Raw genomic sequence first — 11,459 nt, 5'->3', positions numbered from 1 at the left:
TTCGGGAGATCCGCCACTTGGGGCATAGTTGGTACGGAGATTAGCTTGCGCCTGCCTGTTGCGCTTAGGTTGCGTGAGACAGACACCGGCGTTTCTAGAATTCATCGATCCGCGCTAAGATCGGCCGGCTTCAGCCTTTGGGGGACTGCCTGATGGAAGATCATGAGCCGTTTTTGCGCGAGGCGATCGCGCTGTCGAAATCCGCGGTGGCAAATGGGGACGAGCCGTTCGGCTCGTTGCTGGTCAAGGATGGCAAGATCATCCTCAGGGCCGAGAACAGCGTCTTCACCGGCCGCGACATGACCAATCATGCCGAGCTGAACCTGATCAAGCTGGCAGCGCAGCACTATGACGCCGAGGCGCTCGCCGATTGCACGCTTTATACAAGCACTGAACCCTGCGCCATGTGTTCGGGCGCGATCTACTGGTCGGGTATCGGCCGGATGGTCTTCGCCTGCTCGGAAACGCGGCTCGGCGAGATTGCCGGGATCGGCCTCGATGTACCAAGCCGGGCGATCCTGGAAACCGGCGCGCGCGTTGTCACGGTGATCGGCCCGCATATCGAGGAAGAAGCGGCCGCCGTTCATCAGGCATTCTGGCCGAAGCATCTGGGCAAGATCTGATCCCTCGAAGCAGCGGGGAAATCCGGCCCGCCGGACCTCCCCGCGTTTAGTTCGCCGCGCTCAGCCCTGCGGCATCGGCACGCATTCCTTGATGCGCGGATTTCCGGGCGTCGAGCCGGTCACCTGCTTCACCTGTCCGGCCGGGCAGGTGCCGTCGTCGACAAGCACCTTCTTGCCGGTCGCCAGCGTGCCCTTTGCGGGCTCCTGCTTCAGGATTGTCTGGCAGCTGGCCAACCCGACGGCCAGAAGAACCGTCAGCAGATATCTGAGTTTCATGTTGTCCCCTTTCCCGATGGTCGGCGGGAACCGCAGCCGGATCCGATGTCCGGCCGTCAACCCCGCCCGTCTCAGGATTTACAACCCCTTCCCCCGCCCGGCATGCTCCACCTGGAGTATAGAGAAACCGCCTCCTGCGGCTGTCGCGCCGGCTGCCCGGGCGGACATATCAGCATCGCCTTTAGGAGGACTGTTCAACGGCCTTGCGATCTGCGACAACCGAGGCGTGTTCTTTTCTTGATCAAATCCGGGATGGGAAATGCAGCAGCCAGCCGACGTGTCCGTTCAGTTGATCGACATGATTTATGCAAGCCTGTTCGGCGAATGCGGCTGGCAGGATTTTCTCGATGCCGTGGCCAAGACCTCGCCGGATGGCAAGGCCGCGCTGCATTATCACGACCTCGCCTCCCCGGTTGCCCATGTGCCCTATATGTCGGGTTTCTCGGCGGGCGAGGTCGAGACGTTCAGCAGCCACTTCGCATCGGTAAACCCCTGGATTCCGCGCATGGGGCTTGTCCCGGTCGGCCGCGGCCTGTGCGGCGACGAAATCTTCACGCGCAACAATCTGGTGAGGACCGAATTCTACAACGACTGGCTCAAGCGGCAGGCCGGTTGCGAAACCAGCATCGGCGTCTCGATCATTCGCGAGAAGGCCCGCACCTTCATCCTCTCGACTGCGACGTCATCGGCCGATCCCGAGCGCAACAGGGAAGCGGCCGAGCGCTACACCGTGCTCGCACCGCATCTCAGACGTGCCTTCGATTTCATCCGTAAGCGCGATCTTTTCGCCCCCGACAATCAATCGCTGAAGACCCTGTTCGACAGTATCGGCGCCGGGCTGTTCTATGTCTCGGAAAAGAAGAGATTACGCTGGTCGAACAACACGGCGGCGCAAATCCTCGCCGCCGGTTTTCCGCTTCACATGACGACCGGCGGGCGGCTCGATATCCGCTGCCAGAAATCAGCAGCCGCCTTCGAGCGCCTGGCGTCCCGGAACGACGGGCAGTGCGAGCCCTATACGGCAATCGTCCAGGCGGATGGCGCAGACAGCAGTTACCGGCTGACCATGGTGCGGATTCAGTCCAGCGCCTTCACCGAGTTCATGGAGGGACCGACCGTCGCGATCATTGCCGAGCCGATGGTCGCCGCGCCGCTGAAGGACAGGCGTAGCGCCCTGATGGAAACGTCGAAGCTGACCGTCACCGAGATAAAGGTGGCGCTCAGCGTCGCCTCCGGTAACACCCCGCGCGAAGTCGCGACAGCCTGCCAGATGCATTACGAAACGGTCCGCACCCACCTGCGCAGCATCTATTCCAAGCTCGGGGTCAATTCGCAGGTGGCGCTGGCGGCGCTTCTGCTCGGAAGCTGAAGGCCGCCCTCGCCCGAAGAACCTTACTGCGCCGTCACGACCGGCTCGACCACCGGCTCTGCCGGCGTTACCGGATCCGTCATCACCACCGGATCCGTCACTGGATCGGCTGGCGCCGCCGGGTCCGTCGGTGTCACCACCTCGGTCTTCTCCAGCGTTCCCCGGATCTGGTCGATCTTGCCGTCGGCCTCTCCGACGCCGAGGATCGTCTTGGCCTTGTCGAGCGCGGCAGGGGTGATCGTGCCGGTCTTGGTTGCCGAGGCGAGCGCTGCTTCGAGGGCGGCGTCGCCGAGTTCGGGGTCGTCGGCGGCCGGGAATGTGCCGTTGTCGAGTTCATATTGCGCATAGGCCGTGGCATAGGCGGCGATCGCCTTCATCTTCGGGTCCGCAGTGTGCAGATAGGCCTTGTAGCTGCGCTTCAGCGAGTTCAGGCCGGCAAGCTGGGAGGCCGTTGCCGGCTTGGTTCCGGCAACGTCCGTATCTTCGGTCGCGTCGGTGTCGTCGGTCACGCCCTTGCTCTTGGCCGCCTGCGACTTGCCTTTCGAGCCGCTCTGCGACGATGCGCCGTGCGAGCCGCTGTTTCCGTGGCTGCCGCTATTGCCTCCACCATTGCCATTGCCGCCGCCGTTACCGTTGCCGCCGCCATGGCCGCCACCATTACCACCTCCATTACCGCCATTACCGCCGCCCTTGGCGAAGGCGACGGTGTCGAAGCCGATCATGCCGGCAGAGCTGGCCGCCACGGCCAGGGAAAGAGCGGCAACGGATGCCAGAATTCGAATGCGCATGGTGATCCTCCTGAATCTCGCGTCGAACCTTTGTTCGAGTCGAGCGGAGGTTAGCGCCGGCCGGGACGCCGCACATCGGCCCAAGGTCCGGGGTGGTGCAGACCGGCAGAGCTGCGCTTCGGCTAAGGTTTACACCTGGTTTACAGGGAGGGCGGAGCGCGATCGCGCGCGCCGCGCCGCCATGCGGTCCTCGCCCTCACCCCATTCGCATCCTCCGGCTTCCGGCCCGGCGAAACACCGCGGCCTGGTTCTGCCTTACGGTCTCCACCTCCGCCAATGCCGCCTCAATCAGCGATTTCGCCGAAAACAGCTCCGGCTTGTCGCGCAGCATTTCCAGCACCGTCTTCAGATGGCTTTCAGTCATAATGCAGGCTCTCATCGTCATGATGTCTCCTTGCAGCCTCCTTCTTGCCGGATGCCCCCGCTATCCCGTCCGGCATGCATTCCAGGCCTCATGGCCCATTCCTTCGCCCCCATGCGAAATGAAAATCAGCCGGCGATGCGGATCATCCGCACGCCGATGACATTGTCGTCGGCATCTGCGACGATCTCTCCGTGGCCGATCAGCCGGCCGTTGACGAGCAGTTCGACCGGACCGCCGAAGCGGCTGTCGAGCCTGAAGCTGTGGCCGGGATCGACCCGCATCAGCTCGGCAACGGAAACGCGCGCGCGACCGATCACCACCTCGATCTCGACAGGGATATCGTCGACCTTCTTCCTGAGATCAGGACCGGCAGCCGCGAGAACCTCGGGCGGCACCGCCGAGAACAGCAGGTTTGCCTCATGTTGACGCAACCGCTCCGTAACGGGATCGTTCTTCTCCGCTCCGCCATCGGCGGGAGCCTCGCCAAACGGCGGCAAATCATCGGAAATATTAGACATAAAGCACCATCTTAAGGAAAACGCATCCGGTCGGCCGGTCGGCACGCGATGATTTTAGGACGGGCGGATGGCGCGCCGCAGCCAAAAACGATTTTCCGCCAGACATCAGCGTTAACAGATGGTTGCGGTCCACAATGAACCGCCCGGAAGCTTGCCATATCGAAACAGAATGAGGGCCGGAGGCGCCGATCCGGCATCGCCGGCTATGCCCTGTGGGTTCCGGCCGCGCGAATCTCTGCCCGACTCACTTGGTGATTGCGAGGCGCGCCAGCCACACCAAATGCCATCAACATCTTTGCGAGGCGCCACACGCATTGCGCGTTGCCTTTTCGCGGGACGGGAGCTACATGGTTAAGAATTCGTTAATTTCTTTTCAGCAGCCATTTCATGTTGAGCTCCAGCACTCACCGCAATTACCTGTCGCGGCTGGCCTTCGCCGGGGATAATCCCGAGCCGGTCTTTACCAGAGTCAATCTCGTCGCGCGGGCGCTCTGCCCGGTCAAAGGCGTGAAATCCTTTGCCGCCCATCAGGTGCGCATCGTCAGCATCAGCGAGGCCGCAGCCGTGCTGCAGGCGCGCAATATCGAGCTGCTGACCGATCACTTCTATCTCTGTCTTGGAAAGTTCGAGATCTTCCTGACCTGCGCCCGCGTGCGTGCGCAGGAAGGCAGCCTCTTCGTGCGCTTCTCGAAGCCCGAGGAGACGAGCTTCATCCGGGCGCTTTCAGAGATCACCTTCCCGATGACGACATTGGAAAAGCTGCGCGGCCATTCGGTCCGCGTCATAGAGGCGCGCATCAGGCAGCCGGAGACGGCCGCCTGATCATTGCGCGTAAGCGCCATTTGGGACGCTGAGACTTAGGCCTTCTTGGCGCCGCGCGTCTTCTTGGCCGGCTCTTCGGGAGCGGGCTGCGCCAGTCGCAGCGCCCGCAGCCGTTCCGTTTTCTTCTGCCGGTCGAGGAGCTCGCTGGCCATGATTTCCTTGGCCATCGAGTTTGTCTGTTCGGCCTTGGCCTGCGCCGAAAGCTTCTCGGGCTTGAAGAGATTGTCTTTCGTCTTGCTCATGCTTCCTCCCTTTCGGCGAAACGCCAGTGCCGGAACGCTGACTGATGTCAGCGGCTGCGAGCCACGACTTTCTTCTTCGGGCCGGGCAGCAGGCCTTCGCGCTGCGCCTGCTTGCGGGCGAGCTTGCGGACCCGGCGAACGGCTTCGCCCTTCTCGCGGGCGCGCTTTTCGGACGGCTTTTCATAGGCGCTGCGCGCCTTCATTTCGCGGAAGATGCCTTCGCGCTGCATCTTCTTCTTGAGCACACGAAGAGCCTGATCGACGTTGTTATCGCGGACGAGTACCTGCAAGACGTCTCCTTAATCGGCCTTAAGGCCGTTATTTCCTGATCCGGATCGCATTCGCGTTGATCCAGCTTGATGTCGCGGCTTCCGCACTGGCCTGTGTTTCCACAGGGGGAAGCGACGATGGCGAGGCCAGAACGTCGATATCGTCCTGGCGGATGCTCCGCTCGTAATTCTCGTTCTGGAACCTGACACGGTAATGAACGAGGCCCTGCGCGGCAGGCAGAACGGAGACGATGCGCCCGGCGCCAAAGGCCTGCCCACCGGCGAATATCCCCGGCTTCAGGACAATGTTATCGCCCGGCTGATAGCGGCGGGTTGCCATGCCATTCTCCGAATGAAGTGAAAAAACAAAAGGCCGGGACTGCTCCCGACCTTCCTCCGTCATCGTCTCAGCGCGCCAGTACATCCGTGGTCGCGCGAGGCGCTGACAAATTATGCAGCCTGCAGGTTATCTGCCGAGCTCTTGCCCGAGCGGCGGTCCTGCACGATTTCGTAGCTGATCTTCTGTCCGTCTGCGAGCGAGCGCATGCCTGCGCGTTCAACTGCAGAAATATGGACGAAAACATCGGCGCCGCCGTTGTCAGGCTGAATGAAGCCGAAACCCTTGGTGGCGTTGAACCACTTGACTGTACCTGTATTCATAACGATTTCCTTTCAAAGCAACCGTGTGTTTTCCCGCGATACCCTGCGGAATGAGATCGATTATTTGGAGGGAAATCTGAAGAGCCGAAAGCGCTCTTGGACGACGTCACAAGCAATGGTCGATAACACCAATATAATGTCAATTTAATATTTAGCAACGACAAGACCCAAGAAACTTGCCGCCGCTTAAAATTCTATCCCGTAATTCGTTGTTTTCGTTCGATTTCGTTTCCGGAAAGGCAGCAGCGATAAAACAGACTTCTATCGCCCGCCCGGTCCCGGGTAGCACCCGGGACCATCGGATTGCAATCAAAACGCGCAGACATCCGCGTGCATGAGCGGCCCGCGTTTCATCCAGACTTGCGCGCCATCGGCGCCGGCTTCTGCGGCGAGCGTAGTACCTGCCGGAAGGCGGCCCCAGGCGAGGCGTTCCAGCCGCTCGCCATTGACAATCAGTGTCCCCTTCAGCACCAGGAATTCCAGGCCTTCGGCATTGTCGACGGTCACCGCCGCCCCTGCCCGCCACTCTTCGAGGCGCACCTGCTCGCGGCCGTCGTCGAAGAGGATGAGAGCGCTCTCGGCGCCGGGGCGCGGCGTATCTTTGCGGCCCTCGCCCGGGCGGCGCACCGTCTGGTCGCGGTCTTCGGCGCGGAATTGCCAGAGCCGCACGAAGATCGAGCAGCCGCCTGCCGAGGCCGGCATATGCGAGGTGCCCGGCGGGTTGCGGATGTAGGATCCGGCCGGATAGTCGCCGTGCTCGTCCTGGAAGATGCCGTCGAGCACCACGAATTCCTCGCCGCCGGTATGGGTATGCGGCGGAAAGGCGCTGCCCGGGGCATAGCGGACGATCGAGGTGGCGCGCGCCTTCTCCTCGCCGATGCGAAACAGCATCTTGCGGTCGACGCCCGGCGCCGGGCTGGGGATCCAGTCGAGTGCCGCCGAATGTACGGTTACAGGTTTCGTCAGGTCGTCATTGATACGCATGGTCAAAGCTCCGCCAATCCGCCATCGAGAAGTATTTCGGTTCCGAGCATGAAGCTCGATTGGTCGCTGGCGAGAAACGCCACCGCGGCGGCGATCTCCTCCGGGCGCCCCATACGCCCGGCCGGCACGCGGGCGCCGACCCGCTCGGTATAGGCCTTGTAGTCGTCGGCCGTCTGGCCGGCGCTATGGTGGATCGGCGTGTCGGTCGGCCCGGGGCTGACGCAGTTGACGCGGATCTTGCGCTCGGTGAGTTCGGCCGAGAGCGTGCGGGCAAAGGAGCGGACAGCCGCCTTCGAGGCCGAGAGCGCGGCGCGCCCCGGCGTGCCCACCTTGTTCAGCCACGACGTGTTGAGGATGATCGAACCGCCGTCGGCCATCACGGGCAGCACGCTCTGCACGGTGAAGAACACGCCCTTGACGTTGATGTCCATCAGCCGGTCGAAGGCCTCCTCTTCGGTCGTCGCAATCGGCGTGCCATAGGCGACACCGGCATTGGCGAAGAGAATGTCGATCGTGCCGAAGGCGTCGGCCGCCTGCTTCGCCATCGCCTTCAGGTCGGTAAGCGAGCGCACGTCGGCGCGGATCGCCACGGTCTCGCCGCCGAGCTCACGCCGCGCCATATCGAGCTTGGCCTCGTCGGTGCCCGATATGGCGACACGGGCGCCATCGGCGATCAGCCGGCGCGCCGCCGCAAGGCCGATACCGCTGGAGCCGCCGGTGATCAGTGCAGTCTTTCCTGTCAGCATGGTTACCTCCTGTTCGCGGCGTCGCGCCGCGATCCGATGATTGCAGAAACGGTCCGCGCGGCCGCATCGACCGCGCCCGAGAGATAGCCGGGATCGGTCTGGCTGGTTTCGCTTCCGGCAAGCGAGATGAAGGGCTGCCATGCGCCATCCACCCAGGGCCTGCGGTCGGGCGACGGATGGGCGCCGCCAGTGCGGTCGGCCTTCGTGGCGGTCGCCGGATCGGCAGCCCAATCCTTGAACAGCGTTGCCCGCGGCTGCAGCGCCTTCTCGCCAAACAGGCGGCCGAGCTGCTGGACGCAGGCATGCGTCAGCAGATCCTCGCCGATAGATTGGCGCTCGTCGGCACCGACGCCGAGGAAGCCGAAGAGAGCGGCGGAGCCCGTCGCGGTCGTCGCATCATGAATCTCGACCAGCGGCCCAACCATGCTCTGCGCCGTTCCCGACAGGCCTTCCTGGCGCCAGAACGGGCGGTCGTAAAGCGCGAAGAATTTCGCATGCGGCGCCATCCAGGTCGCCGTCTGGCGCCAGCGCGAGGCCATGGCGGTCGAAACCGGCGGCGAGAAGGAAACGGTCGCCTCAAGCAAACGCGGCGGCAGAGCAAAGATCACATGCCCGGCCTGAACACTCTCCTGTCCGCCGGTAGAATTCGAAACGGTCAGTGTCACGCCATCGGCGCCAAGCGCGGCGGCAGTGACCTTGCGGCTCAGGAAGATGCAATTTTCCGGCAGTTCCGCCGTCAGCGCCCGCACCAGCGCATTGGTGCCGCCGGTCAGCCGCATCGATTGCGGCTCCTGCCGGTAGCCCTGATAGCGCTGCGGCGGCTCGCGCGACATGCGCTCGAACACCACGTCGCCGTCGCTTGCCTGGACGAAAGCCGGCAGCTCAAGCTCGGCGACAAGCGCGCCGATCGTCGGCTGCATCTGCGGCCAGAACCAGGAAGGGCCGAGATCGAAGCCGTCGGCCGAAACGCTGCCCGTCTCGTCCACGGAGAAGATCCGCCCGCCCAGCCGGTCGCGGGCTTCGAACAGCAGGAAGTCGATATTGGCTGCGTGAAGCAGCCTCGCGGCATGAAGTCCGGCAAGGCCGCCGCCGATGATCGCAACAGATGTCTGCATTGTCATTCCTGAAGGTTGAAAAGGGGCCGGCATTGCGGCCGGCCCCTCGATGTCACTTGTTCGGAAGGGCCGCGACGGCGTCGAGAACCCGGGCGGAATAGGTCAGAGCGGCACCGGCATTAAGCGCGATCGCGACGCCGAGCGCCTCGGCGATCTCTTCCTCGGTCGCCCCGTGCTCGATCGCCGCCTTGCTATGAACGGCAATGCAGCCGTCGCAGCGGGTGGTGACGGCAACGGCGAGCGCGATCAGTTCACGCATCTTCGGGCCGAGGTGATTTGCCTTTTCGCCGGCGCGATCGAGCGAGACCACGCCACGCAGCGTATCCGGCGTCAGCTTGCCGAGTTCACCGACGCGGCCGAGCAGTTCGTCGCGATATCCGTTCCAATCCATCATCTGCATCATCCTTACTGGCGGCCGGCGGTGACGCCGCCATCAACCGGGAGAACCGTGCCGGTGATCCACGAAGCCTGCTCGGAAGCGAGGAAGAGGATCGCCTCGGCGACATCCTTCGGCTGGCCGTTGCGGCCGAGCGGATGGAAGGCGTCGAAGGTCGGCAGCACTTCCTTGACCTGCTCGGCAGACAGGAAGGTGTTGTAGACGGGGGTTTCGACGACGGCAGGAGCAACCGCGTTGATGCGGATGTTATAAGGTGCAAGCTCGATCGCCAGGTTGCGGACCATGGCGTGAACGCCGGCATTGGCAGCCGAATAGGCAGCCGACGGCGTGGCGCCGATCGCCTGGATCGCCCACATCGAGCCGGTCTGGACGATGACGCCGCCCTTGTCCTTCATCACCTTGGCAGCAGCCTGTGCGGTGAAGAACTTGCCCTTCAGGATCGTGTCCAGATACCAGTCGTAGTCGCCCTCGGTGAGATCGAGGAACGGCTTCGGGTTGAAGACGCCGGCATTGTTGATGAGGATGTCAAGCGTGCCGAATGCCTTGACGGCGGCGTCAACCAGGGCTGCGCCCGTTGCCGGATTGGCGATGTCACCGGCGGAAACGATGACTTTCTTGCCGGAAGGATCGATTTCCTTGGCGGCAGCCTGCAGCTTGGCGAGATCGCGGCCGTTGATGGCGACCGAAGCCCCCTCGGCGACGAAGCGGGCCGCCACTTCCTTGCCAATTCCCGAACCGCCGCCAGTGATCGCGACTACTTTACCTTCAAAGCGCATGATTATCTCCTTATCTATCTATCAGTAGATAGGCAACACCACTTAGCGCTTGCTTTAACAGATTTCAAGACCTATCTATCAATAGATAGAGAGAAGGTGACAATGTCGGAAAAAGTGCAGGCAATCATGGACGCCGCAGAGCGCATGATCAGACAGGGTGGCTATAACGGATTCAGTTTCCGCGAGATTGCCGCTGAAGTCGGCATCAAGAGCGCCAGCGTCCACTACCATTTCCCCACCAAGGAGGCGCTCGCCGCCGCTGTCGCCCATCGTTACACGGATCGGTTCGGCGATGCTGTCGAGGCGGAAAAGTCGTCGGGCCTGAACACGGTCGCCGCCTGGCGCCGCGTCTTCCAGCGTTCCTTTGCCGAAGATGGCCGCATGTGCCTCTGCGGCGCGCTGGGCGCTGCCTCGCGTGATCTGCCGGATGAGGTTGCGGCGGAAGCGAAGCGCTTCTTCGAAGTCGGCATCGAAAGGTTGATGGCGTCGGGCATGACGCGCGAGGAAGCGCTGAAGGTGCTCGCCACCCTGGAAGGCGCCATGCTGATGTCGTCAGCGCTCGGCGATGCGAGTTCCTTCGACGACGCGACGAAGGAACTCGCCTAAGTCTTTAGGGCATGGAAACGATCAGCCGCAGCGAACCCTCGAAGAAGGGCTGCGTGCGCAACGCGCCGTACCGCTTGTCCCAGCTGCCATGCTTCAGATCACGGCCGAGCTCTTCGACGAAACGCTCGCCGATGGAGGGATCGACGAAGCTCCAGGCGGAATTCGCACGGCGCGCGCCGGGATCGAGCAGCCGCTCCGGGCGGCCGTAATAGCCTTCGCTGAAACCATCGGTGCAATGCAGCGGGATCGGCACCGGCCGGATCTCGACCGTGCCGCCGAGCGCTTCCGAGATCGACGCCAGCGACGGGTAACGGCTGGCTTCGACGGCAATCATCTCCGGCGCATAGACCTGCAGCCACGAGCGATGCAGCTCGTCCGGATCGCAGCTCAGCACCGCGACCGGCCCGCGCGTCACGCGGCGCATCTCCGCAAGACCCGCCTTCAGATCCGGCCACTGGTGGACGGAGAAGGTCGTCATGCTGCCGTCGAAACTCTTGTCGTCGAAAGGCAGCTTTTCCGCCACCGCGTCGATCGCGACCGGAAGACGGGCCGGGCGCTGCGCCCGCATCGAGGCCGACGGCTCGACCGCCGTCACCACCCGGTCCGTCGGCTCGTAGGAACCGGCACCGGCGCCGACATTCAGCACGGTCTTGGCATCGCCGAGCGCGCTCCAGATGAAGGCGGCGATATGCGGATCCGGCTGGCGGTACTGCGTGTAATTGGTGCCGATCACGCCGTAATTGGCGTCGCCCGCACTTCCATCCGTATGTCTGTTGCTCATGCTTTCAAATCCCTTGGTGGGCAAAGCTCCGCCCTCCCCGAATGCCGCGGCATTTCGGAACTATTGTGCGCTTTGCGGCCTTGCCTTAATGTTGCAACCAGAGAAAACACCATAATCTCCAGC

The 11,459-nt window shown here is 63.0% G+C and carries 18 protein-coding genes; 4 read left to right on the top strand and 14 right to left on the bottom strand.

Going from position 1 to position 11,459, the window contains the following annotated elements:
• The first annotated feature begins 152 nt into the window (after positions 1 to 152).
• Complete coding sequence (locus F2982_RS14810) at positions 153 to 623, top strand: nucleoside deaminase (RefSeq protein ID WP_203428258.1); 471 nt, start codon at positions 153 to 155, stop codon at positions 621 to 623.
• A 60-nt stretch (positions 624 to 683) separates the two neighbouring features.
• On the opposite strand, the gene F2982_RS14805 is transcribed toward F2982_RS14810, so the two are convergent.
• Positions 684 to 899 carry a DUF6719 family protein gene (locus F2982_RS14805; protein WP_112719081.1) on the bottom strand — a complete coding sequence of 72 codons (216 nt, stop codon included), beginning with the start codon at positions 897 to 899 and terminating at the stop codon, positions 684 to 686.
• A gap of 259 nt (positions 900 to 1,158) precedes the next feature.
• Between F2982_RS14805 and F2982_RS14800 the strand changes: the two genes are divergently transcribed.
• Entirely contained in the window at positions 1,159 to 2,268 is a 1,110-nt protein-coding gene (locus F2982_RS14800; protein ID WP_203428257.1) for a helix-turn-helix transcriptional regulator, read from the top strand.
• Positions 2,269 to 2,291: 23 nt separating this feature from the next.
• Here F2982_RS14800 and F2982_RS14795 read toward each other — a convergent pair whose 3' ends face one another.
• The 3 genes from F2982_RS14795 to F2982_RS14785 all read right to left on the bottom strand — a co-directional run bounded on the left by F2982_RS14795 (position 2,292) and on the right by F2982_RS14785 (position 3,938).
• On the bottom strand, positions 2,292 to 3,056 hold the full coding sequence (locus F2982_RS14795) for a hypothetical protein (protein ID WP_246777453.1): 765 nt from the start codon (positions 3,054 to 3,056) through the stop codon (positions 2,292 to 2,294).
• Positions 3,057 to 3,252: 196 nt separating this feature from the next.
• On the bottom strand, positions 3,253 to 3,441 hold the full coding sequence (locus F2982_RS14790; protein ID WP_112719079.1) for a hypothetical protein: 189 nt from the start codon (positions 3,439 to 3,441) through the stop codon (positions 3,253 to 3,255).
• A 104-nt stretch (positions 3,442 to 3,545) separates the two neighbouring features.
• Positions 3,546 to 3,938 (bottom strand): FliM/FliN family flagellar motor switch protein, encoded by a 393-nt coding sequence (locus tag F2982_RS14785; RefSeq protein WP_203428256.1) that lies wholly within the window; start codon positions 3,936 to 3,938, stop codon positions 3,546 to 3,548.
• A gap of 387 nt (positions 3,939 to 4,325) precedes the next feature.
• On the opposite strand from F2982_RS14785, the gene F2982_RS14780 reads away from it, so the two are divergent.
• A complete protein-coding gene (locus F2982_RS14780) occupies positions 4,326 to 4,760 on the top strand; it encodes a hypothetical protein (protein WP_203428255.1) in 435 nt (144 codons plus the stop codon).
• Positions 4,761 to 4,795: 35 nt separating this feature from the next.
• On the opposite strand, the gene F2982_RS14775 is transcribed toward F2982_RS14780, so the two are convergent.
• The 9 genes from F2982_RS14775 to F2982_RS14735 form a co-directional block, all read right to left on the bottom strand.
• The gene (locus tag F2982_RS14775) at positions 4,796 to 5,002 is read right to left on the bottom strand and encodes a hypothetical protein (RefSeq protein ID WP_112719076.1); all 207 of its coding nucleotides are present in this window, start codon (positions 5,000 to 5,002) and stop codon (positions 4,796 to 4,798) included.
• Positions 5,003 to 5,049: 47 nt separating this feature from the next.
• On the bottom strand, positions 5,050 to 5,292 hold the full coding sequence (gene rpsU / locus F2982_RS14770; RefSeq protein ID WP_112719075.1) for a 30S ribosomal protein S21: 243 nt from the start codon (positions 5,290 to 5,292) through the stop codon (positions 5,050 to 5,052).
• Between the two features lie 28 nt (positions 5,293 to 5,320).
• The gene (locus tag F2982_RS14765; protein ID WP_112719074.1) at positions 5,321 to 5,611 is read right to left on the bottom strand and encodes a cold-shock protein; all 291 of its coding nucleotides are present in this window, start codon (positions 5,609 to 5,611) and stop codon (positions 5,321 to 5,323) included.
• Between the two features lie 110 nt (positions 5,612 to 5,721).
• A complete protein-coding gene (locus F2982_RS14760; RefSeq protein ID WP_112719073.1) occupies positions 5,722 to 5,931 on the bottom strand; it encodes a cold-shock protein in 210 nt (69 codons plus the stop codon).
• A gap of 309 nt (positions 5,932 to 6,240) precedes the next feature.
• A complete protein-coding gene (locus F2982_RS14755; protein ID WP_203428254.1) occupies positions 6,241 to 6,915 on the bottom strand; it encodes a cupin domain-containing protein in 675 nt (224 codons plus the stop codon).
• 2 nt (positions 6,916 to 6,917) lie between these two features.
• Positions 6,918 to 7,661, bottom strand: a complete 744-nt coding sequence (locus tag F2982_RS14750; RefSeq protein WP_203428253.1) for a glucose 1-dehydrogenase — start codon at positions 7,659 to 7,661, stop codon at positions 6,918 to 6,920.
• 2 nt (positions 7,662 to 7,663) lie between these two features.
• Positions 7,664 to 8,776 carry an FAD-dependent oxidoreductase gene (locus tag F2982_RS14745; RefSeq protein WP_203428252.1) on the bottom strand — a complete coding sequence of 371 codons (1,113 nt, stop codon included), beginning with the start codon at positions 8,774 to 8,776 and terminating at the stop codon, positions 7,664 to 7,666.
• A gap of 52 nt (positions 8,777 to 8,828) precedes the next feature.
• A complete protein-coding gene (locus F2982_RS14740) occupies positions 8,829 to 9,170 on the bottom strand; it encodes a carboxymuconolactone decarboxylase family protein (RefSeq protein WP_112719093.1) in 342 nt (113 codons plus the stop codon).
• 11 nt (positions 9,171 to 9,181) lie between these two features.
• Positions 9,182 to 9,949: an SDR family NAD(P)-dependent oxidoreductase gene (locus tag F2982_RS14735; RefSeq protein ID WP_203428251.1), complete on the bottom strand. Its 768-nt coding sequence runs from the start codon at positions 9,947 to 9,949 to the stop codon at positions 9,182 to 9,184.
• Positions 9,950 to 10,051: 102 nt separating this feature from the next.
• Here F2982_RS14735 and F2982_RS14730 point away from each other — a divergent pair, with 102 nt between their 5' ends.
• Positions 10,052 to 10,555: a TetR/AcrR family transcriptional regulator gene (locus F2982_RS14730; RefSeq protein ID WP_112719068.1), complete on the top strand. Its 504-nt coding sequence runs from the start codon at positions 10,052 to 10,054 to the stop codon at positions 10,553 to 10,555.
• Between the two features lie 4 nt (positions 10,556 to 10,559).
• Here the strand turns inward: F2982_RS14730 and F2982_RS14725 are convergent, their stop codons facing one another.
• A complete protein-coding gene (locus F2982_RS14725; RefSeq protein ID WP_203428250.1) occupies positions 10,560 to 11,336 on the bottom strand; it encodes a class I SAM-dependent methyltransferase in 777 nt (258 codons plus the stop codon).
• Positions 11,337 to 11,459: the final 123 nt, after the last annotated feature.

This window comes from Rhizobium sp. BG4 (assembly GCF_016864575.1).
GTDB lineage: Bacteria > Pseudomonadota > Alphaproteobacteria > Rhizobiales > Rhizobiaceae > Rhizobium.
This window is presented reverse-complemented; position numbering and strand designations above follow the sequence as displayed.

Coding starts and splice junctions, on each gene's coding strand:
- F2982_RS14755 (WP_203428254.1), bottom strand. CDS start 6,915: ATGCGTATCAATGACGACCTGACGAAACCTGTAACCGTACATTCGGCG.
- F2982_RS14790 (WP_112719079.1), bottom strand. CDS start 3,441: ATGACGATGAGAGCCTGCATTATGACTGAAAGCCATCTGAAGACGGTG.
- F2982_RS14765 (WP_112719074.1), bottom strand. CDS start 5,611: ATGGCAACCCGCCGCTATCAGCCGGGCGATAACATTGTCCTGAAGCCG.
- F2982_RS14735 (WP_203428251.1), bottom strand. CDS start 9,949: ATGCGCTTTGAAGGTAAAGTAGTCGCGATCACTGGCGGCGGTTCGGGA.
- F2982_RS14740 (WP_112719093.1), bottom strand. CDS start 9,170: ATGATGGATTGGAACGGATATCGCGACGAACTGCTCGGCCGCGTCGGT.
- F2982_RS14745 (WP_203428252.1), bottom strand. CDS start 8,776: ATGCAGACATCTGTTGCGATCATCGGCGGCGGCCTTGCCGGACTTCAT.
- F2982_RS14785 (WP_203428256.1), bottom strand. CDS start 3,938: ATGTCTAATATTTCCGATGATTTGCCGCCGTTTGGCGAGGCTCCCGCC.
- F2982_RS14795 (WP_246777453.1), bottom strand. CDS start 3,056: ATGCGCATTCGAATTCTGGCATCCGTTGCCGCTCTTTCCCTGGCCGTG.
- F2982_RS14725 (WP_203428250.1), bottom strand. CDS start 11,336: ATGAGCAACAGACATACGGATGGAAGTGCGGGCGACGCCAATTACGGC.
- F2982_RS14800 (WP_203428257.1), top strand. CDS start 1,159: ATGCAGCAGCCAGCCGACGTGTCCGTTCAGTTGATCGACATGATTTAT.
- F2982_RS14750 (WP_203428253.1), bottom strand. CDS start 7,661: ATGCTGACAGGAAAGACTGCACTGATCACCGGCGGCTCCAGCGGTATC.
- F2982_RS14775 (WP_112719076.1), bottom strand. CDS start 5,002: ATGAGCAAGACGAAAGACAATCTCTTCAAGCCCGAGAAGCTTTCGGCG.
- F2982_RS14730 (WP_112719068.1), top strand. CDS start 10,052: ATGTCGGAAAAAGTGCAGGCAATCATGGACGCCGCAGAGCGCATGATC.
- F2982_RS14805 (WP_112719081.1), bottom strand. CDS start 899: ATGAAACTCAGATATCTGCTGACGGTTCTTCTGGCCGTCGGGTTGGCC.
- F2982_RS14810 (WP_203428258.1), top strand. CDS start 153: ATGGAAGATCATGAGCCGTTTTTGCGCGAGGCGATCGCGCTGTCGAAA.
- F2982_RS14760 (WP_112719073.1), bottom strand. CDS start 5,931: ATGAATACAGGTACAGTCAAGTGGTTCAACGCCACCAAGGGTTTCGGC.
- F2982_RS14780 (WP_203428255.1), top strand. CDS start 4,326: ATGTTGAGCTCCAGCACTCACCGCAATTACCTGTCGCGGCTGGCCTTC.